Here is a 23,360-nt window from a genome sequence, read left to right as displayed (position 1 = left end):
CACCAGCTCCAAGACGATCAGCGACAGAAGCGAACTCCCGCATGACGATAGAGTTGCGGGCTATTATTATCCGCGAAAAACGCCATCCAAGTGGGCAAAAATTTTTTCAGCCACCTCCGCCGAACCGTAGGTCAGGACTTGGCCTGACGTCGCCTTGCTTGTCAACGCTTTACGTCAGGCCAACGCTTGACCTGCGACTTGAATCCTTGCTGAGGCGTCAGCCAGGTCTCAAAAATCTGCTTGGGTTCCCAGATCGATTTGACCCGTTTGACCGGCAACAACTCAAGCGTCGCGATCGACTTCGCCATCGCTTCGAATTCGCTATCGCCCAGATAGGTGATCAGGTTAAAGCGACGTAGCTCGCCCCCTGCGCGAATCACAATATTCAGTTCGGACTTGTGCTCGCTCTCTGACCAGCCGCTCTCTTGATAGCGAGTGCCGGTAATCGCTTGCAGGTGATCGACTGCTTCGATCGGCACGGTGATCCCCTGCCGGGGAAGAGAGACGACGCCGTTCCAGCGATCGATGATCAGCCAATCCCCTCTCGCTTGTTCTCTCCAAAACTGCCACAGCGTCAGCGCCGTCACGCCGGCGGCGGTAGCCAGCATCGTCAACGTCACGGCGAAAAGTCCAAAGACGCGACGATCCTCCTCCGCGTAGAGGTAGACAGGATAAAAAAAGCCGAACCAAACCAACAAACAAAGCAGGTTGAACGAAACGAGACATCCCCACGCAGTTTTGGCCGGCGTGATCTTCACGTCATCTGGGGTAATCTCCAGCTTCGCGGTCCGGATGTTGGAGTATCCTTGATTCCCGATAAGGAAGAGCTCACGTTCGTCGATACCGTCCGTCGAACCAGGGATCTCCTCTGACATGGAAACTTCCGTTCATAAACTTGAAGACGTTGTAGGTCAGGCCTTGGCCTGACGATCCGGCCAAGACAGCGATGCGCTACGCCAACTCGAATGACGAGCGCACGCCTCTCCCCACACTAACCCGAGGCGCAAGCCGAGGGAATGTGCCCGCAAGCAAACCGACCAGGGCGCCATGATCACCTCAGCCTGCTCTCTTCTTAAAACTGTTTGCCAAATTGCTCGACTTCTGGGAAAATCTGGTGGAAATGACCTCTAGCGCTTGATCACCGCTGGGGCGTCGGTTTTTCTTTTCGCCTCGGCTTGGGAAGAGGTGTTACCGCGGCGGGTTTGCTTGGCCTGGCTGCGTGCTGGTTGGCTGTTGAGCTGACTTGCGAGCTATTTTGCGCGCTGCGGGAGCGGGGCGTTTGCGCTTTCGGTGCGCGCTGTTGGTTGAGACGGGGAGTTGGATCCAGCGGGCGAAAAAAATGTTGCGGTCCAGTCCACTGTTCGTTTCGGCGCTAATGAATCTTGTGGATACAGGGCGACGCAAAAAAAAATCGACAGCGGTCCAGTCCAGTCCAGTCCGGATCGAAAAAAAAATCGCGCGGCGGTCCAGTCCACTGTCCGTTTGGGCGTGAAGGAATTGTGTGGATCGAGGTCGACGCGGAAAAAAAATGGGCGTTGCGGTCCAGTCGAGATCGGAGGCGATTGATTTGTTACGCCTCTTTGGGGCTGAAAAAAAATTGCGTGCGGTCCAGTCCAGTCTGCGCGAAAAAAAATGTGTTGGCGGTCCGGTTCCATTTTCGTCATTCGGGCTTCGACGTTCGTCATTGGCTTGCGGACGCATTCCCTTGCTTGCGCTGCGGGCTAGTGTTTTTGGTTTTGGCCGCTGTCGGCTTTCCGCTTTGCTTCTTGGCCGCATTTCCCTCGCTTGCGCTTCGGGCTACTAATGAAAGGATTCGAATGGTGAGGACATAAAAAAACCGCCGAGGCGGGTGCGCTCGGCGGCTGGGAGAGGTTTTGAGTTGGACGGCGAGAACGCTATTTGTTTTCGGCCGGCGCCTCTTCTTTGACGTTGGTTTCCGTCGCCAGCACGGCAGGCGTTTCTTGCTTTTCTTCCTGCTTGTCGTCGGCCGGGGCTTTCGGCATGTGCTGGGCGATCGCGCTGGTGAGCGAGGCTTCCAGTTTCGGCATCAGCGACGCTTCGACTTGCGAGGCGACTTTGGCCGTTTCGGTTTTGACCTGGGTCGACAGGTCTTGGGTCGCGGCGGCGATTTGGGTCGTTGCGTCTTGCTTGATTCCGGCGACGGCGGTTTCGACCTGCTTCTTCAGCTTGTCCGATTCGGCGGTCAGTTTCGCTTCGGCGTCAGCACGCAGCTTGGCGAGTTCAGCGGCGGTTTCCTGTTTCAGCTTATCCGCTTCGGCGGCGAGCATCGCCTTGGCCGACTCACGCATGTCGGCGAGGGCGGCGCTGACTTCCGCTTTCAGCGCGGTCGCTTCGGTTTGGATCTGCTCGGTCGTTTCGGCCGAGAGCTGAGCGGCAGTTTCCGCTTTGGCGGCGGCCACCTTTTGTTCGATCTCCCCCTGCATTTCGTAGCGCAGCTGCGAAGCGACTTCGGCTTTGATTCGTTCGCGGCGGCGACCAAAGATGCCCGCTTCCAGATCGGCGACCGTCACTACGGAAAGAGCGACGACGAGCGGCAGGACGATGCGGTTTGCGTTCATGACTAAGTCTCCAGGTGGGGAAAATTTGGCTAGGGGAGGAACGGAGGATCGGCAGGGTAAACGGCGACCTCAATCGGATTGCCGTCCGGATCATGAAAAAACGTTTGGTGAATGCCGCCGGCGTTTACGCGTTGTAAGTACGGTATCCCATGACCTTCCAAGATCTCGACGATGACTGACGGATCCTCGACCTCAAACGCCAGGTGACTGGCGCGGGTATCGATGGCGCCGATCTCTTGATCGCGCGGCGCGGCCCGGTCGATCACGTGGATCTGAATTCCATAGGCGCACAACCAGGCGCCGCGGAAATTGAACGGAGGGCGTTCGACTTCACGAAACCCGAGTACGTCGCGATAAAAATCGCGGCTCTGGATCGGATCGACGGCCGAAACAGCGATGTGCTGCAGCCGGCGGATCGGCAAGGGAGGCGTCATAAGGCGGGAGGGTATAAAATCGTACTAACTGGCAACATCCGATTTGGCAGGACAAATAGTATAACTGGGCGGGCGGGGTAATTAACAGGGTCAAACTCGGAGATTTGCCAACTGTCGACGAATAGCTGGTGAATTGGGCGTTTCATTTCCTTCGTTAGCTTACGAATCTATGAAGACGATCTTAGTAACGCTGCTGCTTCTGACGGCCACCCCGTCCCTTTCCTGGGCGGTCGAGCCGGGAGAGCAGGACGTCGCACCAGTGGCGCAGCACGGGGAAATCGAGCCCCAGCATGACGAGATTTACGCCTCGCCGGGCCATGTCTTGTCCCATTACTTCGGACGCCGCCGATCGGGGCTGATCACCAGCGGGATGGAAAACGTGGTCGGCGTGACAGCGACCGGGCTCTCGCCGCTGATGGTGTTGTCAGTGACCGGGCCGGTCGTTTACTTCATGACCGACGCCGACCAAAGGGGCGAGCTGTTCTTCTTTTATCAGCCTTGGTTTTGGATCATCACCGGGATCTGCAGTCTGATCGTCGTCTTCAAAGACACGATTCTGACCTTTGCGAGTTACCTGAAAACGCCGCTCAACATCCTGGGGGCGATCTTCAACTTCGTCGGGTTCCTGTTCGGTTTTCGCCTGATCATCTATTTGTTGGGGGCGGACCTGGGAAGCGATCCGTCGCTGGCCGAAAAGGTGCTGACCTACGCGACGATGGTGGTGATGTTGAGCTTCTACGCGTCAATCTGGATCTTCGGCAATCTGGTCGAAGTGATCATCCTGCTCTCGCCGTTTCCGCTGGTCGACACGGCGCTGCGTTTTCTGCGGATCGGCGTCGTGGTGACGATGTACGTCCTCTGCTGGATTCATCCGGCGCTGGGACTGATGTTCGCGTTGCCGATCTTGATCATGTCGGCTTTGACGATGAACCGCTCGCTGCAAGCGCTGAAGCTGAGCGCACGGATCATGTGGGACTTGGTCGCGTGGCGCAGTTATCCGCTGACGTCGGACATGACGACGCTGACGGCGTTCACCGTGATCAGCTTGCCGAGCACGCCGTGGTTCACGCTCGGTAAGCTCGTGAAAAAAGAGAATGGTTGGCACTTCCGCTATCGCCGGTTTTTGATCGGGCCGCGGGTCGATACGCTGGTCGACCTGAGCAACTTGCAGATCGCGAAAGGAACGCTCGCGTCGGTGGCGGCGCAGAAGACCGAGAGCGGATCGCAGGTCATTTTGCGTTTCCCGCCGGGCTATCGCGGCCAAGAGGAAACGCTAGCGGAGATCTTGGGTGGGGAGACGGCCGATTGGTCGGCGATGACGAAAATCCGGGATATGTGGAAGAATCGGCGCTGGCCGTTTTCGCGTGATAGCGGGGGGGAAGAAATCGCAAAATGCGATGAACCGCAACCGAATGAAAGCCGATAACTGCCCTTATCAATTCACCACAAAGGAGAGGGTTCGCCCTTTCTTTAGGGCCGTCGTGTTCCTGCCCCACACGACGGCCTTTATTTTTTCTTGGCTGCGAACGTCGCGTCGCGGTGCTAGCCCGGCGAAGTGGAAAACTTTGCCGGTTATGCGGATTTTCTCGATTAGCGGAAGCGTAACGCCGATACAGAGGGGTAACGGACATTACGCCGTGGGCTCGCATGCCCATTCCCCCGCCGTCAGCAAAGAGGAATTTCGCCGATGCGACTTTCAGCAATCATCGCCGTCATCACCATGGCGATCGTCCTTGGTTCGACTCAAATCGGCGCCGCTCAGCACTATGGTCCGGCTCCATGCGACACTTGCGGACCGTCATGTGGACCGACCTGCGGTCACGGCCACTGCTCGCCGTTCAAGCTCTGCCTGCCGATCATTCCGCCGAAGGTGATCCTGAGCTACATCCACAAGAAGGCGACCTGCGGCGCTGGCTGCGGCGACGAAGTTTACTGGGGCGAATGGTGGAGCGATCCGCCGAAGTGCGATCCGTGCGATTGCCACGGCAACTACATCGGTCCGAATCCGTCCAAGATCTGCCATCCGGGCTTGCTCGGCGTTCGTTTCGGCAATCGTTGCTGCGAATGCGGAGCCTGCGGCGGTCCGAGCTGCAGCTGCGGTCCGGCTTGCGGCGGCGACTGCGGCGCTGATTGCGGTTGCGGTCACGCTCACGGCGGCGTCGTCACCGAAGGGGTCCCGACCTACGCCGGTCCGCAGGAAGGGGAGATCATTTATGAAGACTCGCCGACCATGATGACGAGCCAAGGAAGCGGCCAGCGAGTTTACTCGCAGCCGACGACTCGCTCAACCCGGACCTTCTCGCAGCCGACCTATCAGTCGAGCAGCTACCCGACTTCGACGACGACCACTCGCAGCAGCGTTCCGTCGCGGAACCCCCGCAACCTGGGGCGCGACTCGTACTAGTCGAAAACCGCTTCGCCCGCCGCGAAGCGACCCACGATCCACCCACAAAAAGCGTCGATCCGCCCGATCGACGCTTTTTTCGTTTCCGGAAAGCCGCGAACGTCGAGCCGGCAGCACCGCTTACCGGTGGGGCGTTTTCGGGTAAAATCAACCGCTTGGCGCTAATATCTCGATCCCCAATAAAGAAGTCAGTTAGCTATGGAAGCTGGAATCGTCGGTCTACCCAACGTCGGCAAATCGACGCTGTTCAACGCCTTGACCGCCGCAGGCATCGCCAGCGAGAACTACCCGTTCTGCACGATCGAGCCCAACGTCGGGATCGTCCCGGTCCCGGATCCCCGTTTGGAGACGATCCAGCAGTACATCAAGACGCAGAAGGTGATCCCGGCTGTGCTGCAGTTGGTCGATATCGCCGGCATCGTCCGGGGGGCTTCCGAAGGGGAAGGGTTGGGGAACAAATTCCTCTCGCACATCCGTGAAGTCGACGCGATCGTTCATGTCGTCCGTTGCTTCGCCGACAACGACGTCATCCACGTCGAAGGCTCGGTCGACCCGATTCGCGACATCGAAACGATCGACACCGAGCTGATGCTGGCCGACCTGCAAACGGTCGAATCGGCCAAAGATCGCGCCGCCAAGTCGGCTCGCTCCGGCGACAAAGAAGCGAAGGCTCGGCTTGAGCTGCTCGCCCAGTGCTACGAAGTCCTCTCGGAAGGCAAACCGGTCCGTTCGATGTCGATCACTGACCCGGAAGTCGCCAAGCGGATTCGAGGGCTGGGCCTGATCACCGCCAAGAAGGTCCTGTACCTGGCCAACGTCGACGAAGACAACCTCTCCGGCGAAGGGGACCTGGTCGCCAAGGTGAAAGCCCGCGCGGCGGAAGAAGGGGGCGAAGTCGTCCCGGTTTGTGCGCGTCTGGAAGCGGAGTTGATCGAGCTCGATCCGGCCGATCGCCAGGAGATGCTGGAAAGCGTCGGCCTGACCGAACCGGCGCTCCACACGTTCGCTCGGGCGGCGTATAAGTTACTCGGCCTGCAAAGCTACTTCACCGCCGGCGAGAAGGAAGTTCGAGCTTGGACGATTCCGATCGGCGCCACCGCCCCGCAAGCGGCCGGCGTGATCCACTCCGACTTCGAACGCGGCTTCATTCGCTGCGAGACCTACTCGGTCGCCGACCTGGAACAATACCACTCAGAAAAAGCGATCCGCGACGCCGGCAAACTGCGCGTCGAAGGGAAAGCTTACGTCATGCAGGACGGCGACGTTTGCCACTTCCTGTTTAACGTGTAAACGAGATGGTTCGCCCGGATAGCTCTCGCTATCTGGGCCGACGAAGTCGGCAGGAAGCATCTGTCCGCGTTCTGTATCCAAGCGGAGGATGGCAATCGTTTGAAGTCGCCAACTTCTTTCGCGCTGCACGCCGCTGGCCAATGCTTCCAGCGGCTGCGCCGCCCAGATAGCAGCAGCTATCTGGGCTAACCAAGTGGCGGAACCTCTTAGAACCGCGGGGCTCGATTGAGCTGATCGAGTTCTCCCTGCAGGATCAGCATCCGTTCGTCGATGCCGGCCAGCGCATCCTCACTGAGGACCACGCCGCCAAAGCGGACGCGGTAGTACGCCTCGACGATCGGCGCGATCGCATCCATCGCCACCGGCGTCAGACGTTCGCGGAGCGAATCGACGAACTCGTACGGCGTTTGCCCGGGATTGCGTCGCATCCCGCATTTCGCGAGTCGACGTTCGAGCTGCAAGTAGAACGTGACGCCGTGGCGGTTGAAGTGAAGCTGGCGGCGAACCCAGCGCCAAAGCGGCAAGCCATAGCGGCGGAAGAGCCAGCGACCTCCCTGATAAATCGCAAACCCGGCGATCGTACAGAAGATCGTCAGCAGGCTCATGTACCAGCTGAACCACTCCCCTTCGATGTCGATGCCGATGCTGGCAGCATGGTCTTTCACCCACTGCCGCCATTCTTCGTAGTTGAACCAACCACCGAGCGGTCGCCAGATGCGATCGGTAAACGGCTTGTAGATCGCGTTCTCCTGACGCTCCGAGTTCATCTCGACCACGTAATCGCGCCACATCAGTTCGAGATAGTCGAACCAATCGAGCGTCTTGCTCAGGAACCCTTCTTTTTCTTCGTAGACCGCTTGCGTTTCGCCGCTGGGAGTCGGATCTAGCCGCAGCCAGGCGCCGGTCGGGTAGCTGTCGCGTACCGCTTCGGGGAGATCTTCATGCTTGATGTACGCTTCCACCCAAGCGTGAGCGTGCATCTGCTTCACGGCGTAGTAGCCGCCGACCGAATTGTATTCGCCCCCTTTGTAGCCGACGACGATTCGCGACGGGATCTGCTGATATCGCAGCATCAGCGCCATCGCGCCGGCGAAGTATTCGCAGTGCCCCGAGCGATGGTTGACCACGAAGTCCTCCAGCGGATCGAGATTTGGATCACGGACGCGGGGATCGATTTCAAGCGTGTAGTTAAAGCCGCCGTCGTCGGTGAAGAAGCGTTCGAGCGTCTGGGCGACCTCGAAGTCGTTGTTCGGATCGATCTTGGAATCGGCGATCGCTTCCCGAGTCGTTTGCTGCAGCTGCCCAAACGCGAAAACTTCGACCTTCTTGAGCGACGAGAGATAGTCGACCGTGCGCCAGTCGAGATTATCCTTGTCCTTGCCGCGACTTTCCACCGCCAGCAGTCGGTTTTCCAACTCGGCAGGTCGCCAAGGGATCAACACGTTGTACTGCGACGGCTTCGCCCCAAGTGCGTCGGGCGTCGCGTACGACAAAAACCCGGCCAATCGGTCGTCGATGATCTCGGGCGAAGTCAAACGATCGCGATACGCTGGATAAACGCTAAAGAGGAGATGCCCATGCGCCGTCTGCACCAGCCGAGTACGCGGGTTCAAAACGACGCGTTGCCGAACCATTTCGACGCCCGGCGGCGGAGTCGGCAATTCGGTGGCGCCTTCGTCATCAGGCGAATAAGTCGTGATCCAGCTCGAGGTCTGAATCTGGTAACGGTTGAGGACGGTGCCGCGGAAGTACGGCTCCAGCGACGACTCTTTCGGCATGTCGGTCACCGGACTGCGGAACCCGACTCGCATCACCATTTCGTCGCTCTGCATGATCCGTCCCATGCGATCGAACGAAATCTGATCCTTAAAGCCGGTCTCACGCAGACCGCCGGCGAGTCCACCGCCCCACTGATCACGATGAGGTCGCGGAAACGCGTAAAAGACGACGACCGTCGCAATCAGCGTGACGAAGCCGAGCTTGCAGACCTGGACGAACATCTGCCAGCTGGAAAAGACGGTCGCCAGATTCTTGGGAAGTCGCGATTCGAGCACCACCGCTTCGGTGTTGGCGGCGCTGACGTCGATAAGCTCATCCCGTCCCCCAAATAGAGCGAAGACGGGGCGATTGTCGATCGCGTCATGTTCCGCTTTCAATACCGGATCGACGCGAACCGTTTCCCGGTAAATGAAGAACAAGCTGAGCGTCGTCAGTGCGGCGAACATGTAGGCGACCAGCATAAAGCCGAACGACACGTTCAAATTAAGCGCAGCGGCGACCACCACCTGCAATAAACTCAATACGCAGAGATGCCAATAAACGCGTGTCGACTTCCGCTGGAATAAGAGGACGATCTGCAGATAGATCAGCAGTTTAGCGATCGCCTGCAGCTTTTCGGTGCTGTTGCCGGGCCAGAAGTCGGAGATCGAAAACGCGACCGCCAACAAAGCCGCGATGTTGGCCAGGTTCCGATTCAAACTGAACCAGCGCTGAATGTCGGTGACGTAAACCGAAATGAATGCAGCCGCCACCGCGGCGATCGGCAGCGCGGCGTCGTCGGTTTCTCCCCCGCCGAGCAACATCGCTCCGAGCGCCGCCAAAACAGCGACGCTGATTTGCAGCAGACGTTCGACCTTCATGACGACTCCTTTCCGGAGTTAATCTGGGCGCCGTCGAAAAACAGGTTCTCCAGTTCGCCCCGTGCGTCGGACAGGCAGATCACTCGTCCAATTTCCGATCGCAGCTTGTGATCGTTCCAGACCTGCTGAAACGTGTTGGTATCCGAGAGCTCCAACTTTCGCGAGCTGAGAATAACCACCTTGCCGGTTCGCCCCACCCGCAGTGCGTTCAACAGACATTTGTCGATCGACTTGTGCGGGGCTGGCGTCACTTCGGCCAACATGGTCATCGCCTCGTGGACGAACGCCTGGGAGACCGACCCGTGGAGGTTTTTCATCTTGGCGCCAGCGCACGCGAGATACATCTGACAACCGCCAACGGCCGAAAGATCAGCGACGACCGAAGCGGCCATGCTGACGATTCGCTCGACGCTCGCAACTTCCTGCGGAGTCGGCTGCGGCGAAACCCAAGCGTCGACGATGATCGTTACGTCCTGCTCGCTCTGTTTTTCAAATTGCCGCACAACCAATTGGTTCCGTTTGGCGGTCGTGCGCCAGTGGATCCATTGCTTCGGATCCCCGGTTCGCCATTCGCGCAGGCCGTAGAAGTCTCCTTCATGCATGCCGTGCGTGCGGCGACTCGCGGCGTAGCCAGAACGATCGTCTTGAATCAGCCGCTTCCAGACCGGGGTCAAACGCCCAATTCGCGGGTAGACGATCAAGTCGTCGGTTTCGCCCAGCTTCAACGTATTGCGGATTAGACCAAGCGGAAATGCGGTCGACGCTTCGAGCGGGCCAAGCCGATATCGCCCACGATGCTGGACGCGGGCCCTGTAGGTCGATGTCTCCGGCGCTCCGCTCCGGACGCGTGCGAAAAAGACTTCGACGTCGCACGTCTCGCCGACATTCGGGCCGTCGACCGCTTCGATGACGTCGCTCGCGACGATTGCATAAACCGAACCGCGTCCCGAATTCTCGACGCGCAGTTCGATCAACAGCGGATCGCCGGCACAGACCGAATGGGAGAGCTTGCGGGTGAATTTTAGCCGGCGTAGCGATCCCTGCACGACGCGCCAGTTGTAAAGCAAAGGGCCGACCATCATGCAGGCCAGAACCATCAGCAACTGGAAGTTGCGAATCATGGCGCCGATCACGATGAACGTCATCACGAGGAGATAGTAAGTCCCTTCGCGAGTAATCATGGAGCCCTGTCTGCTCCAGAACGACATCCGAACCTCCTTCAACGCCTGGAATAGGGATGGTCGAACGGATCGCCTACTTAGGTCGGCACGGCGACTTCGTCCACGATTCGACTCACGATCGTCTCTACCGCTTCGCGTTGCCCCGCGTGGAGATAACCCTTCGGAATGACGCGATGCGCCAAGACCGAAACGGCCAAATGCTTGACGTCGTCCGGAACGACGAAATCGCGTCCTTCAATCATCGCCAGGCTTTGCGCCGCGCGATACAAGCTGATCGCCGCACGCGTGCTGGCGCCAACTTGCAGGTCGTCGGTGTCGCGAGTCGCTTCAACGATGTCGAGCAGGTACTCATGAACCGAGTCGTTCATGTCGATTTCGCGAACGGCGTCTTGCAGCTGCTTGATCTGTTCGCAGTGGAGCACCGGCGTCAGTTCGGCGACCGGCTCGCCGCGACGATGCGTTTCCAGAATCTGACGCTCCGCGGCGCGATCCGGATAACCCATCGAGATCCGCATCAGAAAGCGATCGAGTTGGCTTTCCGGCAGCGGGTAGGTCCCCTCGAACTCGAACGGGTTCTGCGTCGCGATCACCATGAACGGCGTCGGCAGATCATGCGTCACCCCGTCGACCGAGACCTGGTTATCGCTCATCGCTTCCAGCAGCGCACTTTGCGTACGCGGGGAGGTGCGATTGATTTCGTCGGCGATCACGATGTTCGCGAAGATCGGCCCGCGATGGAAAACGAACTCGTGCGTTTTGTTGTTGAAAACGTTCGAGCCGACGATATCGCTGGGCAATAGGTCGGGGGTGAACTGCAAACGGCAGAATTCACCATCCAAACTGCGAGCTAACGCTTTCCCAACCAAAGTCTTACCGACGCCGGGAACGTCTTCCAGCAACAGATGTTCGCCCGCGAGCAGCGTAATCAGACACTTACGAACAACTTCTGACTTGCCTAAGACAACGCGAGAGATGCTTGTTTCCAGTTCCGCGACGAGACTCGTTAACTCCGCCGGCATTCAGGGCTCCTTCTCGGGCCGTTGTGATCGTCAATGCAAATCAAGTTGGGGGGTACGACCGCAGTCTTGATCCACATTATATCCAGTTTTGTTTCATGCGCAACGATCCGGCTGCGGTAAAACCATAGGGTGACGCGGCTTACCGCTTCACCTGCTAGACGGGGGGACTATTCGACCTTACCCGTCAAATTCCTCAATTCGACACTTTCGATTCACCGCCCTGTTCGCATCGTAACCGATCGTGGTCGGTTGAGGTCAATTCTTGCGCGCTGAATCGCTGCAACGGATAACCGATCGTTGTTTCCCTTTTACAACACGAAATCTGATCATTTGTGCCGCGCAAATTCGACGTAATCCCGTACTACAAGGCATGTTTTAGGCATGCGGCCGGGGTACCTGACCGCCGCCGGTCCGGGATTTGCGAATCATCCTCGCCGGTATCAATGCGCCCCTATCCAATGGCGATTCCATGACCGAAGTGGTCGAAATAAGCGAGATCAGCGACCTCGTCGCCTATGCGGCGGTGTGGAAGACGCTATTTGCTCGGATGCCGCGGGCGACGTTCTTTCAAACGCTCCAGTGGCTCTGCGCCTATTGGAAGAATTTCGGGGCCGACCAAAGACTGCGCGTTCTGATCGTTCATGCCGGCGGCGAGCCAATTGGAATTCTGCCGCTGGTCGTTCGCCGCGAACAAACCCGGCTCGGAAGTTTCCGAGTCCTGACCTATCCGCTGGCCGACTGGGGTTCGTTCTACGGACCGATTGGCGCCGACGGCGCCGCGACGCTGGCTCTTGGCCTCCGCTACATCGCTCAGACCCGGCGGGACTGGGATTTGCTCGATCTCCGCTGGGTCGAAATGGACGCCGTCGATCGGGGGCGGACCGAGAATGCGTTTCGCCTGGCCGGAATGTCGACTCTGGTCACCCCGTGGAAAGAGATTTCCATGGTCGATCTCCCCAACTCCTGGGAAGACTACCTCGAGTCACGCAAATCAAAATTTCGTCAAAACGTACGACGATTGATCCGTCGCGGCGAAACTTCGGGGATTACCTTCCATCGATTTCGCCCGGAAGCCTCTCCTAACGGCTCGATGGAGGAAAGCTGGTCTCTGTTGGAAGACTGCATGCAGCTCGCCGCCCGCAGTTGGCAAGGATCTTCCGAAACCGGCACCACGCTGTCGCATGCATCGGTCCGCGACTTCTTCCACGATTCCCACGAAGCGGCGACCCGGCTCGGAATGCTCGATATCGGCTACTTGAAGCAGGACGGACGCATGATCGCCTTCGGCTACAAGTACCACCATCAAGGCGAAATCCAAGCGATGCGAGTCGGGCATGACCCGGACCTGCAGAATCTTGGTCTGGGAACGCTGCAATACGCTCACGGGCTGATGGACAGCATCTCGCTCGGCGAGCGCCGACTAGACCTCGGCCCGAACCATCTTGAAACGAAAGCGGGCTGGCGTACGAGCCTGGCGATGAGCTACCGCATCTGCCATCACTCGCAATGGATGTTGCGAGCCCAGGCGCTCCGTTTGCATCGCTGGCTGAAGTTCCGCCGCAACCCAACGCCGGAATCGCTCGAATAGTCGAGTCCGCCTACGGCGAATCTTCTTCGACCGGCACAATACCGGTATCGATCAACATCATGTCGGCCCAGAAGAACGGATGGTCTGCTTTCTCGGGCGCCTTCAGCTCGCCCAACACGCGGACTCGCGGTTCGTGAGCGGCGTCAAGCGGCGAATTCCGCACTTCGGCGATCGCCTCCTGCCAGGCTTGGCTGGCAGGCATCTGATCGATGCGAGCGCCAATCCCGGCCGTCATGCGAATCGCAGCGTCGCCGCCGCTATGCCACCGACTGAGGGCCAACGTCTGCGTTCCGCCCGAAAAGGTTCCCATGACGGCGGCGAAGATTTCGTCGCCGTTGCCGCCCCGCTTCAGACTTTCTTCCGCGGCGGTATGAAACCCGGGGAGATAAATCGCTTGCGGGGTCTCTAGCGGCAAGGGGAACCAACTGCCGAGATCGCTCCCCGGCTTCCCTTTGTCGATCTGCGCCAAAGACCAGCCGTACGGCAGATACTCGATATCTTCCATGTCGTCCATCACGACCAGGTTGTCCCAAGTCTTGCCGAGCAAGCTGGTCGGTCCCGGCGTCTTCTTATCCAATCGCGCCGACGCCGCGAAGGCGGGTTCCAGTTGCTTGTAGTAATGGTCGGTCGCTTCGGCGTCGTCTCGCACGTAAAGTCGTCCCGACACGATCGCCGACAACAGCGGTCGACGGCGTTTGTCGATTTCAGGAACCGAAAGAGAAGCCAACGGTGCGTACCGAATCCGGATCTTGTCGGTCAGCGAGACCGATCCCCCTGCCCCGTCGTCCATCTGGAGCATCTCGAACGGCACGTACCAGATCGGGCCATCCGGCACGACGACCAGCTCGTCATAGTTGTCGAAAAAGGTCGGCTTCAAGGTCGGCATCAGAGTGGTCAGCAACTTGGCCGAGTTCGCTTTCCACGCTTCGTCTTTCAGCGTCTCGACGTCAATCGGCCCATCTTTTTTCAACAGCCCCATCGAACGAAACAGTTCGACGACCTCTTTCTTCAGCGCATTCGGATTCTCGACCTTCCAATAGACGTAATCTTCTTTCGTAAACAGAAACGCGAAGACGCCTCCGGTCGAATTAAAGAAGGCGAGAACCACCTGCTTCTCGGGCATCTTTTCACGCAGCTCTTTGGTCGTCCTCAACGGCGGAAAGAGGAATGTGCTTCGATCGCGACGGAGCGCCACTTCTCCCAATTTGGTCTCCATCACAGCGACCGTTTCCGCCAATTGCTGGACCAGCTTTTCCTGCTCGATGAATTGTTCTTTCTCGATCGCTTGCGCCGGCAACTCTTTTAACTGTCCACGGATTTCATCCGCTTTGTCGAGCGCCGTCTTGAGGACCGGATACTTCGTGAGCAAATCCTGACGCTGCAAGCGGGCGTCGGTCGTCAAACTAGTTTCGGGCGAATCGAGAATCCAGCGCAGCGCCATCTCGCGGCCGCCGAGAGGCAACGTCGCGAAGTAGCGAATCCGGCGAATCCGGTCGGCGATCTCCAGCGCCAGTTCCGGCTGTTTCCGTTCGAGCGCCGAATAGAACCAACGTTCCAGCGCGATGCTATTGGGAGTCAGCTGATAGGTAATCGTATCGAGCGGATCGGTCGCCCAATCGGAGTCGGTCGGCTCGCGGAGCAGATTGTCGTACAACAGTTGGGCGCCCCGTTCGGTCAACACGCCGGCGGCGAACCACTCGTTGGTCAGGATCGTTTGGAAGATCCGGGGAGAAGCGACGCGTTGGATCTTGACCGCATCGTTCAGCGCGGCGCTGCCGGCGATCATGTTCCCCCGCTGATACTCCATCAGCGCGAGTTGATAAGCGTATCGAGCACCGATCCGGCTGGTGCTCATGTCGTTTCGCGTCATCGAACGTCGCGCTTCGTTGAGCGCGGCGCCGGCTTTGACTGGATCGCCGGCGCACGAGTAATGCTCGGCCAGCGCGATCATCACCGACGCTTTCAGGACGTTGTACTTGCCGAAGTTACGCCAGGCGGCGGCCGTCGCCAATTGCTTGGAAACGAGATTCGGCTTACTGACCATCTGCACGCTGCCAAGTTCGGCGAACGCTTCGGCGGCCACGTCATACTGGCCGAATGCGATCGCTGGGAAGGTCGCTTCGGCGAAATAGGTTTCGGCCGCTTCCAGGTTTTTCTGCTCCAGCGCCAAGCGTCCTAGCGTCATCAAACCGATCGCCGTCAGCGGATGGTCGTATTGTCCACCGATCGTCAGATTGCGCTGAATCGCCGGGATCGCTTCCTGCAACTTGCCGGCGGTCGCGTAGGCGAGTCCCAATTGCAATTCGACCCAGACGCCGAGCCAGTGATTCGGCGGCGCCGAGCGACGACTTAGCGCCGAGATCAAGTTTTTGTTGATCGGATCGCTTTCGCCGAGCGGACCGAGCAGTTGGCGACGGCGACTGATCGCGAGCGCCAGACAGCGTGCGATTTCTCCCACACGCACCGGATGGTATTGCTGCGACATGAAAGTTCCGCCCTTGTTGAGGACCGCCTGGTTCTCGGCGTTGCTGTTCCCCTGCAGCGAAAGCATCGTATCAGGAAACTTGCCAATTGCAGTCGTACGAGCGGAAGGGCCCCACGTGATCGACGTACGGGGATCAGTCGTGACCGGGCCGATCGCCACCACGGTGTCCGTGCTGATCCGCATCAACCAGTCGGAGTGTTGGATGTAGAGCAGGACGGCTGCGTTGTATTGTTCTAGCGCCTTCGCATTGGCGCCCATATGGTAATAGCACTCCCCTTTCATCGTCGCGTAGCAGATCGAATCGACCCAGCGACCGTTCGCGGAGACGAGAGCGCTCGACGAAACGTTGTCAAAGACGTTGAGCGCTTCGGAGTACTCGCCCGCGTAGAGCGGACCGAAACCGAGATAGAACGCGTTGTTCGGTTTCGTCGCGTCCTGACCACGCTGCGCATAGAGCGCGCTAGCAGGCGTCATGACAGCAAGAAACAAGACGAAGGCTATCAGCCAACCGGTTGCGGGCCGTGATGTCATGAAGAGGATTCCGGTAGCTAGCAGATTGGGGAGGAGTGCGCAAGTGGTTTTATTATAAACAATTACCTATCCCCACCTCACAAAAATGCGGCAATTGAGGCCGGACGGACTTCAAATCTAGGTCGCACCAACCAGACAGCTGGGAAAATGGACCGGTTTTTCGGGTTAATCGGTTTAAGTATCCCATCCAGTTCGGACGATACGGATAGTGGCGATTTTACCGAGAAGCAGCTCGGAAACTCCCATTAGCCAGATTCACTACCGGGACCACGACAGTCCCGTTCCAACGGACCGCAATACCAGCGGAGTATTCCTACAATGGTCAAACGACAAGCCTGGATGAAGTTCGCCTTGGTTGGCGGAATGACGGTCATGGCCGCTGCGGCTACCGGCTGCCAGATCGACATCGGCGGTCAAACCCTCCCGAGCCCGTACTACATGACGGACGACGTCCAGTACTATCCGAAGGGCCCGGAATTCATCCTGCAGCGCGAATCGGACCAGATGCAAAAGACGCTGGCCGAACAAGCCGAACTGCACGGCGAAGGCTTCTAATAGCCCACGCTCAAAATCGAACAACTGGCGCCGTGCTGGAAAACTCGCAGCACGGCGTTTTGCTGCGCGCTAGTTAGTTAAGGGCGCCATGCTCTTATCGCGTCTTCACCGGATGAGCATGGCGCCAGCTATCTACACGTCGACCGCTTCCTCTTCCTTGGCCGGCTCGACTTCCGGTTTCGACGCTTCTTTCCCTTCGACCTGGCTCTCGGCCGCTTGCTCTTCCGCCGCGTTCTCTTCCGCCGCTTCGGTCTTCACCGCTTCAACTTGGGCCGCGACCGGCGAATCGTCATATCGCAGCGTCTCCCGCGACGTCGTCATGATGCAGCGGTTGCAGCCGTACGTGTTCCAGTCATGTTCACGCCCCATCATCCCAGAGACGTTGTACTGCGTCGTCTTGGCCCGGCCGTCGCTGGAGAGCCCCCCGGCGCCGACGTAGCCCATCGCTTTGACCCCTTTCCCTTCCAGCATCCAAAATCGCTTGAGCGCCGGGTCGGCGCAGTTGAAGTAGTTGACGAAGCGTTCGACGCGGGCCAGTCCATCTCCATTACGGCAATAGGGAGAAAACGCGCCGCTCGACGTCGCGGCCGCAAAGAAGACGAGCCGATAGGAGCCGGTCGACAGTTCATCGAGCGTCCGACCAGCGACCATGCCGCCGGCCTGCAATTGCATCGCCCCTGCGATGACGCTCGCCCCCAGACTGAACGCAGACAGGCTCACCTTTTCGCCGGCCGGCATTTGCGACAGGAACCACCCAAGATAGTACGCCTCGGCGTCGGCTCGCGCATTGTTGACGCGAATGCTGGCGAGCGCCTTTCCGTTGCGCTGCGTCGGCCACGACCAGATGATGTAACGAATATGACGATCCGGCGTCCAGTCGCGGGTCAGTTCGTGATACATCGCCCAACCGCGACGTTTGGCCCAACCGCTATCCATCCAGTTGCCATGAACGAAGATCGACGTGCAATCGACCGGCGCGTCGGCGGTCGCTTCTTCGATCGAAGACTGCAGCCAACCCGCTTCGCCGTCATAGCGCATCACCGACATCTGTTCGACCGGCAACTGATAACCGCAACCGCCGGGCAAGCAGCGAGTCGAGACCAGGTAGATCTCATCGCCGGGGCGAATCGCTTCGTGATAGTTCGGACAACAATAGCCGCCAGCGCTATCGCGATAATCGGCCTTCGCCGGCAGCGCATACGCGCACATCGCCAAGATCACGAGGCAAAGAATCGATCGTAACGGTAAGCGCGGTTGGAAGGATCGTAAGGGGGGCATCGCGGTCCAACATTCGTTGCATGGCTGTGAAACTAATCCGACTAAGGTCCCTTTGTCGGCTAGCAAGCGGCTTGTCGTAAAGTCGCAACTTGAATGTTGCGAATTTTTCTCGTGTTGCGTTTGCACATCATGGTTCCTGATGTAGTGTTGCGTACCCACAGTTTCGAATCAGTTTTTCCCGACTCGCCAACATTCCATTTGCGGAGGACTTCTGCAATGAAACGTTCCATGCTGTTGCTTGCCAGTGCGATGCTGGTAGTGGCGGTTGTTGGCTGTCGCAGCGGTATGGGTTGGCGTCAGTCCGAACCGGCCTGCTGCGGTGGCGCCGAATTCTCCGGCCCCTCGATTTCGTCGTACCCTTCGTACGATGACGCCGTATTGGTGCAGCCGTCCGGACCGACCACGCAAATCCTGCCGTCGCCTCGCTAACTTCCTGTTGAAAAATCAACAGGCTGCTGAGCGATCGACACGCCCCTACCAAGCCTCCCCGTTCAACTTCGCCTTCGCGATGCGCTATATATGCGTCGCGGAGGCGCTTTTCATTTCGAAGCGTCCATACTTCTGCGCATCTGGTCCTCTTGGGCCGTTTCTACCGCGCATTCTGCACGATCGCTATTAGCGCGCTACGTTTTGGCGGAAACAAAGCCCGACAACAGGCCTTTTTTGGGCCTCCAGATTCTCTGAATTACAATTAAATAGTCCCCGCCTGTCTGATCGTGCGCGCGTCCCCGTTCCGTTTTTCTTACCCCAAGAGGTGTACTGGTGCGACAACTCACCCCCTTCGCCGTCGTCGCCCTGTTGCTGCTATGCAGTTCGCAATTGCTGGCTCAATTCGAAGCGGTCCAACCTTCGGAATCAAAAAACGCTCCGATTCTCGGCGACGCTCGAACTAGCAAATATCGCGTAGGGATCGAGATTGAAGCGGTCGGGGGCGATTGCGTTGGACTCTATGGCACGATTCCCGTTCCGGCCGACTGGCCCGAACAGACCGTTCGCCTGATGGAAGAAGACGTCTCGAACGAATCGCGCATCGGCTATCGGATGCTCGAGAACTCCGTCAAACAGCTGATGGTCAGCGTGCCGTCGCTGCGTCGCGGCCAAACGGCTCGCGCCGTGATCACGCTCGAAGTCGAAACCCGTTCGGCCAAGCCGCCGGAAGATCTGACCGGCGTGAAAATCCCGAAGCGTCCGCCGAGCGACATCCGCCGCTACCTCGGCTCCAGCCCCAGCATCGAATCGCGTCATAGCTCCGTTCGCAAGAAGGCCCGCGAGATCCTCGACGGCGTCGACGGCGATTGGCAGAAGGTCGAGGCTCTCTACGACTGGGTGCGCGACAACATCTCGTACGAAAGTCAGAAGTCGACGACCGCCGTCACCGCGCTCCGCAAAGGAAGCGGCGACTTTGAAGATCTGACCGGCTTGTTCATCGCCCTCTGCCGTGCGTCAGACATTCCGGCTCGCACCGTCTGGGTGCCGGGAAGCAGCTACGCCGAGTTCTACTTGGAAGACGCCAACGAAGAAGGCCACTGGTATCCGGCGCAAGTCACGGGACCGCGTGCGTTCGGCTACATGCCTGACCCGCGTCCGATCCTGCAAAAGGGAGATAGCTTCCGCGTTCCCGAAAAAACCGATCCCGTTCGCTTCGTCGCCGAGTACCTGACCGGTAAGAAGAGCCCCAACGGCGGCAAGCCTCAAGTGACGTTCATTCGCGAAGAGCCGGGGAGCTAAGAGGAATGCGTACGCTTGCGCTAGGACTGATTGCCTGGATTGCCCTGACGGCGACCGCTGCTGCGCAATTCGAGAAGGCGGGCGAGCGAAAGATGCTGACCGGCGACGACGTCACGCTGCAAAAGATCGAAGTCGGTTTCAAGCTTGACGTCGCCGGGCTCGCCCAAGGAATCGTCGCCACCTTCCCTGTTCCGACTGACTGGCCGGAGCAGACGGTCCGGCTGGTCGAGAAACGCCTGGTCAACGTCAAAGAGTCGGACATCACGTTCGATATGCTCGGCGAGACGAAGCAGGCCTCGGTCTTGATCCGCGCCCTCTCGCCGCATGAAGACGCCGAGGCGATCCTGGTCTACGAAGTCGCTCGCCGCGGCGTCACCAAGCCGTCGGAGCCCGAGAAGATGACCGCGCCGCCGCTCCGTGATCTCGATCGCAACATGCGGGTTTACCTCAGCCCCGGTCCGGCGATCGAGAGCAACCACTCGAAGATTACCAAGCTAGCCGCCGAGCTAACGCCGCCCGGCGGAAACGACTGGGACAAGCTCTCCGCCTTCTACGACTACATTCACCAGAACGTCCAGTACGAGAACGGCCCGCTCAAGGGCGCTGTCGCGGCGCTCGAAGAAGGTCGCGGGGACTGTGAAGAGATGACCGCCCTGTTCGTCGCCCTCAGCCGAGCCGCCAAGATTCCGGCTCGTACCGTCTGGGTGCCGGGACATTGCTATCCCGAGGTCTATCTAAAGCCTGCCGTCGGCGATCCCCGCTGGGTCATCGCCGAAATGACCAACCAATTCCCGATTGGGGAGTCGCCGGAGACCCGTCCCATTTTGCAAAAAGGGGATAACTTCCGAGTCCAGGGAAGTCGGCGACCAGAGCACTACGTCAAACCGACGATGTCAATCAAGAACTATGAAAGCAGCACGCCGCCGGTCGTGCAGTGGTTTCCGCCGCCGGGCGTCGAGCCGAACGGCGCTGCGAACTAACCGACGGCCGTGGGTGGGCTGCAGCGAAACGCAAGGCGACAATGCGTTTGCAAGCGCAAGGTGGGTTACGCAAGCGAACGACGTCTTTCACGAAAACAAGCTTCTCCGCGTTTGCTCCACCCACTCTACAACGAATTGCCGCCTACTTCAGCGCCGACAAAATTTTGCCCGCCAGCGGGCGTTCAGGATCGGTTCCGGTCAGGACCTGGCTAATCGATCCTTTGGCGTCGATGACATAGGTCGAGTAGCCATCCTGACTGTACTCGCGAGTTTGCACGGCGGTTAGATCCAACCCGAGCGGAAACTCGGCGCCGGTGATCTTCCTGACTTGCTCCAACCCACTTTCGCCATCTTCCTCTTCGCGGAAGATCACCAGCACTTCGGCGCCAGCTTCTTTGATTTTGGCGTAGTTGTCCTGGATGTCCTTGATCTGCTTCATACAAGCGGGGCACCAATGGGCTCGGTTGAACGCCAGCACCAACTTCTTACCGCGGAAGTCCCCGAGCTTGATCATTCCCTCGTTGACCGTTTCGACTTCAAAGTTGGGGGCCATGGCGCCAACCTTCAACTCTTCGGCCGACAACGCTCCGACAATCAACGTCGCAAACAACAGAGAGGCTAGTAGTGAAAAGGTCTTCATGATCCGCTCCCCAGTTACGTGAATTAATCCGGCACGCGTCGAAATCCATCCGCTGTCCTTATCTTCTTATTCTACGCGATTGGGACCGCCCTGTTCGAAAAAAGAAAAACGGAGCCGCAAAGGCTCCGTTTTTCCGTACGGCAGTTCGATTTTTTCGCGTTTAACGCAGCGGCATGGCGCCGCCGTTGGCGTTCGCATTGGCGGCGGCTGCGCCGGCTCCGGCCGGAGCTTGCTGCGAGAAGATGCTATCGAGCACTTCTCCCAGGCGTTCGCCGCGCGGGTTGATCTCGACAACCTTCCCTTCCGGATCGACCAGGACCAGGAACGGGATCCCGTCGACGCCGCAGTGGACCGCGTTCACGTTGTTAAACCCGGTCGCGTTCGGATCGTTGCTGATCACGGTGGTCCAGGGAAGCTGACGCTTGGTGAAGAACGCTTCGAGCGACTTCGGATCTTCGTCCAGGTTGACGCCGACCACTTCAAATCCCTTTTCGCGATACTTCACAAAGTTTTCCTGAATGTTCGGAATCTCCGCCAGGCACGGCCCGCACCAGGTCGCCCAGAAGTCGACCAGCACGTAACGACCGCGATAGTCGGCCCAGTTGAACGGCGTGCCGTCCAGATTCGAACCGACCAGCGGCAGCGGACTGCCGATCAGGGCCAGACGCTTGTTGGCGCTCTGCGCGCTTTCGCGAATCGCAGCGGCGACCTGCTCGTTCGGATGGTCGCTATAGTTCTTCAGCAGCAGATCGTTGACCGACTTGGCGAGCGCCATGCGGTTGAACTCCTCCATCTTTTGTTCGATCGCTTGGATCGTCGAGACCGGCTCGAGCGACTCTTTGCCGAACGAATCGACCAGTTGCTGAATCAGCTGCAACATCTCCTGGCCGCGGACTTCGTCGCCGTTGGCGGCGTCCATCATCGCGCCGAAAATCTTCCATTGCAGGATGTGGTCGTCCAAACCGACCGAAGCGTCGGCCAGTTCCTTATTTTGGCTCTTGGCGAACGTCTGGCGAGCGGTCGTCAGGATCTCAACCGCCACGTCAGAGTGCCCCATCTGGCCAAAAACGTTGGCGGCGTTCATCGCCACTTCCAAGTGCTGCGTCGAAGCGCCCGGGTCGCCGATGATCGCCAAGGCGTCTTCTTTGACCATCGTTCCCAGTTCTTGCTTGCCGGAAGCGAAATCCTGCAGCATGTATTCAAACATGTACAGCATGCCGAAGGTGCGAATCGCCCGATCAGGATCTTGCGTCAGCTTTTGGGCCAGCGCGGTTCGATCGGCGATCAGCTGCTCGGCTTGCATCGGATTGATCGACGCCAACACTTCGTAAGCGTGGAACTTGAACTGCAGCGCGTCGCGGCGTTGTTCCGAGGTAGCGCCCGGAAGAGCCAACAAACGATCGGCCGCTTCCATGATGTTCGTGTAAACCTTGTTGGCGAACTCGTGCAGGTCTTTCTGCGAAGCGGTGTTCGGGAAGTTCGTTTCGCCAACCGCTTTCATGTATCGCAGCAGTTCGACCGGATCGTTCTGCGGCACCTTGTTGATGTCGACCTGAGCGTCGAGTTCGGCCGCCGAAATCGGCGCCGGCATCTGCGGAGCGGCGGTCCCATCGGGCTGCTTCATCGCCAATTGATTCGTTCCGCCGGCGTTCGGATTTCCGGTCGCGGCCGGATTGCCGGTCGCCGGAGCGGAAACTTGCGCCGGGCTAACCGCAGCCGGCGCGGCGCCTTGATCCGCGGTGGTGGTCGAAGCGGGGGCCGGCACGCTCGCGGCCGGCGCGTCTCCGCCGCCGCCGCAACCGGTGAAACTCAAAACGGCGCAAGCGGCGCCGCTAATGGCCAAGGTGGGAAGCCAAGGAAGGAAATGAAGCTTTCGCATCGAACATGCCTTAATTTAGTCGCGGCGGGAGTCGTATCCGCATCCGTTGGGTGAGTGCGACCGTCGGGTCGTACCTTTGCAAACTAATCGTGCGGAATTCTATGAGAATGGCGTCATGAAAGCAGCGCCGATTTTCGCCGAATTCACCCC

The 23,360-nt window shown here is 58.9% G+C and carries 18 protein-coding genes; 8 read left to right on the top strand and 10 right to left on the bottom strand.

Features of this window, described 5'->3' with window-relative positions; all coding sequences use genetic code 11:
• Positions 1–161: 161 nt before the first annotated feature.
• From LOC68_RS05815 to LOC68_RS05805, 3 genes are all read right to left on the bottom strand, one after another.
• On the bottom strand, positions 162–875 hold the full coding sequence (locus tag LOC68_RS05815; protein WP_230216688.1) for a hypothetical protein: 714 nt from the start codon (positions 873–875) through the stop codon (positions 162–164).
• A 1,020-nt stretch (positions 876–1,895) separates the two neighbouring features.
• The gene (locus LOC68_RS05810; RefSeq protein WP_230216687.1) at positions 1,896–2,579 is read right to left on the bottom strand and encodes a hypothetical protein; all 684 of its coding nucleotides are present in this window, start codon (positions 2,577–2,579) and stop codon (positions 1,896–1,898) included.
• 29 nt (positions 2,580–2,608) lie between these two features.
• Positions 2,609–3,013, bottom strand: a complete 405-nt coding sequence (locus LOC68_RS05805) for a VOC family protein (protein ID WP_230216685.1) — start codon at positions 3,011–3,013, stop codon at positions 2,609–2,611.
• 169 nt (positions 3,014–3,182) lie between these two features.
• Here LOC68_RS05805 and LOC68_RS05800 point away from each other — a divergent pair, with 169 nt between their 5' ends.
• The 3 genes from LOC68_RS05800 (at position 3,183) to ychF (ending at position 6,707) form a co-directional block, all read left to right on the top strand.
• On the top strand, positions 3,183–4,439 hold the full coding sequence (locus LOC68_RS05800; RefSeq protein WP_230216683.1) for a hypothetical protein: 1,257 nt from the start codon (positions 3,183–3,185) through the stop codon (positions 4,437–4,439).
• A gap of 261 nt (positions 4,440–4,700) precedes the next feature.
• A complete protein-coding gene (locus LOC68_RS05795) occupies positions 4,701–5,417 on the top strand; it encodes a hypothetical protein (RefSeq protein WP_230216681.1) in 717 nt (238 codons plus the stop codon).
• Positions 5,418–5,615: 198 nt separating this feature from the next.
• Complete coding sequence (gene ychF / locus LOC68_RS05790) at positions 5,616–6,707, top strand: redox-regulated ATPase YchF (protein ID WP_230216680.1); 1,092 nt, start codon at positions 5,616–5,618, stop codon at positions 6,705–6,707.
• A gap of 206 nt (positions 6,708–6,913) precedes the next feature.
• Here ychF and LOC68_RS05785 read toward each other — a convergent pair whose 3' ends face one another.
• From LOC68_RS05785 to LOC68_RS05775, 3 genes are all read right to left on the bottom strand, one after another.
• A complete protein-coding gene (locus LOC68_RS05785) occupies positions 6,914–9,346 on the bottom strand; it encodes a transglutaminase TgpA family protein (RefSeq protein WP_230216678.1) in 2,433 nt (810 codons plus the stop codon).
• A complete protein-coding gene (locus tag LOC68_RS05780) occupies positions 9,343–10,527 on the bottom strand; it encodes a DUF58 domain-containing protein (protein WP_230216676.1) in 1,185 nt (394 codons plus the stop codon). Before LOC68_RS05780 ends, LOC68_RS05785 begins: the two co-directional genes overlap by 4 nt.
• A gap of 77 nt (positions 10,528–10,604) precedes the next feature.
• Complete coding sequence (locus LOC68_RS05775) at positions 10,605–11,546, bottom strand: AAA family ATPase (protein WP_230216674.1); 942 nt, start codon at positions 11,544–11,546, stop codon at positions 10,605–10,607.
• A 469-nt stretch (positions 11,547–12,015) separates the two neighbouring features.
• Between LOC68_RS05775 and LOC68_RS05770 the strand changes: the two genes are divergently transcribed.
• Positions 12,016–13,134 (top strand): GNAT family N-acetyltransferase, encoded by a 1,119-nt coding sequence (locus tag LOC68_RS05770; protein ID WP_230216672.1) that lies wholly within the window; start codon positions 12,016–12,018, stop codon positions 13,132–13,134.
• Between the two features lie 10 nt (positions 13,135–13,144).
• Here LOC68_RS05770 and LOC68_RS05765 read toward each other — a convergent pair whose 3' ends face one another.
• The gene (locus LOC68_RS05765; protein ID WP_230216670.1) at positions 13,145–16,150 is read right to left on the bottom strand and encodes a tetratricopeptide repeat protein; all 3,006 of its coding nucleotides are present in this window, start codon (positions 16,148–16,150) and stop codon (positions 13,145–13,147) included.
• Positions 16,151–16,468: 318 nt separating this feature from the next.
• Here LOC68_RS05765 and LOC68_RS05760 point away from each other — a divergent pair, with 318 nt between their 5' ends.
• The gene (locus tag LOC68_RS05760) at positions 16,469–16,705 is read left to right on the top strand and encodes a hypothetical protein (RefSeq protein WP_230216668.1); all 237 of its coding nucleotides are present in this window, start codon (positions 16,469–16,471) and stop codon (positions 16,703–16,705) included.
• Between the two features lie 132 nt (positions 16,706–16,837).
• Here the strand turns inward: LOC68_RS05760 and LOC68_RS05755 are convergent, their stop codons facing one another.
• Entirely contained in the window at positions 16,838–17,914 is a 1,077-nt protein-coding gene (locus LOC68_RS05755) for a hypothetical protein (RefSeq protein ID WP_230216666.1), read from the bottom strand.
• Positions 17,915–18,199: 285 nt separating this feature from the next.
• Here LOC68_RS05755 and LOC68_RS05750 point away from each other — a divergent pair, with 285 nt between their 5' ends.
• The 3 genes from LOC68_RS05750 to LOC68_RS05740 all read left to right on the top strand — a co-directional run bounded on the left by LOC68_RS05750 (position 18,200) and on the right by LOC68_RS05740 (position 20,691).
• Positions 18,200–18,412: a hypothetical protein gene (locus tag LOC68_RS05750; RefSeq protein ID WP_230216664.1), complete on the top strand. Its 213-nt coding sequence runs from the start codon at positions 18,200–18,202 to the stop codon at positions 18,410–18,412.
• A gap of 333 nt (positions 18,413–18,745) precedes the next feature.
• Positions 18,746–19,711, top strand: a complete 966-nt coding sequence (locus LOC68_RS05745; RefSeq protein WP_230216662.1) for a transglutaminase-like domain-containing protein — start codon at positions 18,746–18,748, stop codon at positions 19,709–19,711.
• 5 nt (positions 19,712–19,716) lie between these two features.
• Entirely contained in the window at positions 19,717–20,691 is a 975-nt protein-coding gene (locus LOC68_RS05740; RefSeq protein WP_230216660.1) for a transglutaminase-like domain-containing protein, read from the top strand.
• A gap of 142 nt (positions 20,692–20,833) precedes the next feature.
• Here the strand turns inward: LOC68_RS05740 and LOC68_RS05735 are convergent, their stop codons facing one another.
• Complete coding sequence (locus tag LOC68_RS05735) at positions 20,834–21,331, bottom strand: peroxiredoxin family protein (RefSeq protein ID WP_230216658.1); 498 nt, start codon at positions 21,329–21,331, stop codon at positions 20,834–20,836.
• Positions 21,332–21,491: 160 nt separating this feature from the next.
• A complete protein-coding gene (locus LOC68_RS05730) occupies positions 21,492–23,210 on the bottom strand; it encodes a TlpA family protein disulfide reductase (RefSeq protein WP_230216656.1) in 1,719 nt (572 codons plus the stop codon).
• Positions 23,211–23,360: the final 150 nt, after the last annotated feature.

Origin of the sequence: Blastopirellula sediminis, assembly GCF_020966755.1 — a bacterium.
Classification (GTDB): Bacteria; Planctomycetota; Planctomycetia; order Pirellulales; family Pirellulaceae; genus Blastopirellula; species Blastopirellula sediminis.
The sequence above is the reverse complement of the archived record's forward strand: the minus strand, read 5'-3'. Positions and strand labels throughout refer to the sequence as shown.

Coding starts and splice junctions, on each gene's coding strand:
- LOC68_RS05815 (WP_230216688.1), bottom strand. CDS start 875: ATGTCAGAGGAGATCCCTGGTTCGACGGACGGTATCGACGAACGTGAG.
- LOC68_RS05810 (WP_230216687.1), bottom strand. CDS start 2,579: ATGAACGCAAACCGCATCGTCCTGCCGCTCGTCGTCGCTCTTTCCGTA.
- LOC68_RS05805 (WP_230216685.1), bottom strand. CDS start 3,013: ATGACGCCTCCCTTGCCGATCCGCCGGCTGCAGCACATCGCTGTTTCG.
- LOC68_RS05800 (WP_230216683.1), top strand. CDS start 3,183: ATGAAGACGATCTTAGTAACGCTGCTGCTTCTGACGGCCACCCCGTCC.
- LOC68_RS05795 (WP_230216681.1), top strand. CDS start 4,701: ATGCGACTTTCAGCAATCATCGCCGTCATCACCATGGCGATCGTCCTT.
- ychF (WP_230216680.1), top strand. CDS start 5,616: ATGGAAGCTGGAATCGTCGGTCTACCCAACGTCGGCAAATCGACGCTG.
- LOC68_RS05785 (WP_230216678.1), bottom strand. CDS start 9,346: ATGAAGGTCGAACGTCTGCTGCAAATCAGCGTCGCTGTTTTGGCGGCG.
- LOC68_RS05780 (WP_230216676.1), bottom strand. CDS start 10,527: ATGATTACTCGCGAAGGGACTTACTATCTCCTCGTGATGACGTTCATC.
- LOC68_RS05775 (WP_230216674.1), bottom strand. CDS start 11,546: ATGCCGGCGGAGTTAACGAGTCTCGTCGCGGAACTGGAAACAAGCATC.
- LOC68_RS05770 (WP_230216672.1), top strand. CDS start 12,016: ATGACCGAAGTGGTCGAAATAAGCGAGATCAGCGACCTCGTCGCCTAT.
- LOC68_RS05765 (WP_230216670.1), bottom strand. CDS start 16,150: ATGACATCACGGCCCGCAACCGGTTGGCTGATAGCCTTCGTCTTGTTT.
- LOC68_RS05760 (WP_230216668.1), top strand. CDS start 16,469: ATGGTCAAACGACAAGCCTGGATGAAGTTCGCCTTGGTTGGCGGAATG.
- LOC68_RS05755 (WP_230216666.1), bottom strand. CDS start 17,914: ATGTGCGCGTATGCGCTGCCGGCGAAGGCCGATTATCGCGATAGCGCT.
- LOC68_RS05750 (WP_230216664.1), top strand. CDS start 18,200: ATGAAACGTTCCATGCTGTTGCTTGCCAGTGCGATGCTGGTAGTGGCG.
- LOC68_RS05740 (WP_230216660.1), top strand. CDS start 19,717: ATGCGTACGCTTGCGCTAGGACTGATTGCCTGGATTGCCCTGACGGCG.
- LOC68_RS05735 (WP_230216658.1), bottom strand. CDS start 21,331: ATGAAGACCTTTTCACTACTAGCCTCTCTGTTGTTTGCGACGTTGATT.
- LOC68_RS05730 (WP_230216656.1), bottom strand. CDS start 23,210: ATGCGAAAGCTTCATTTCCTTCCTTGGCTTCCCACCTTGGCCATTAGC.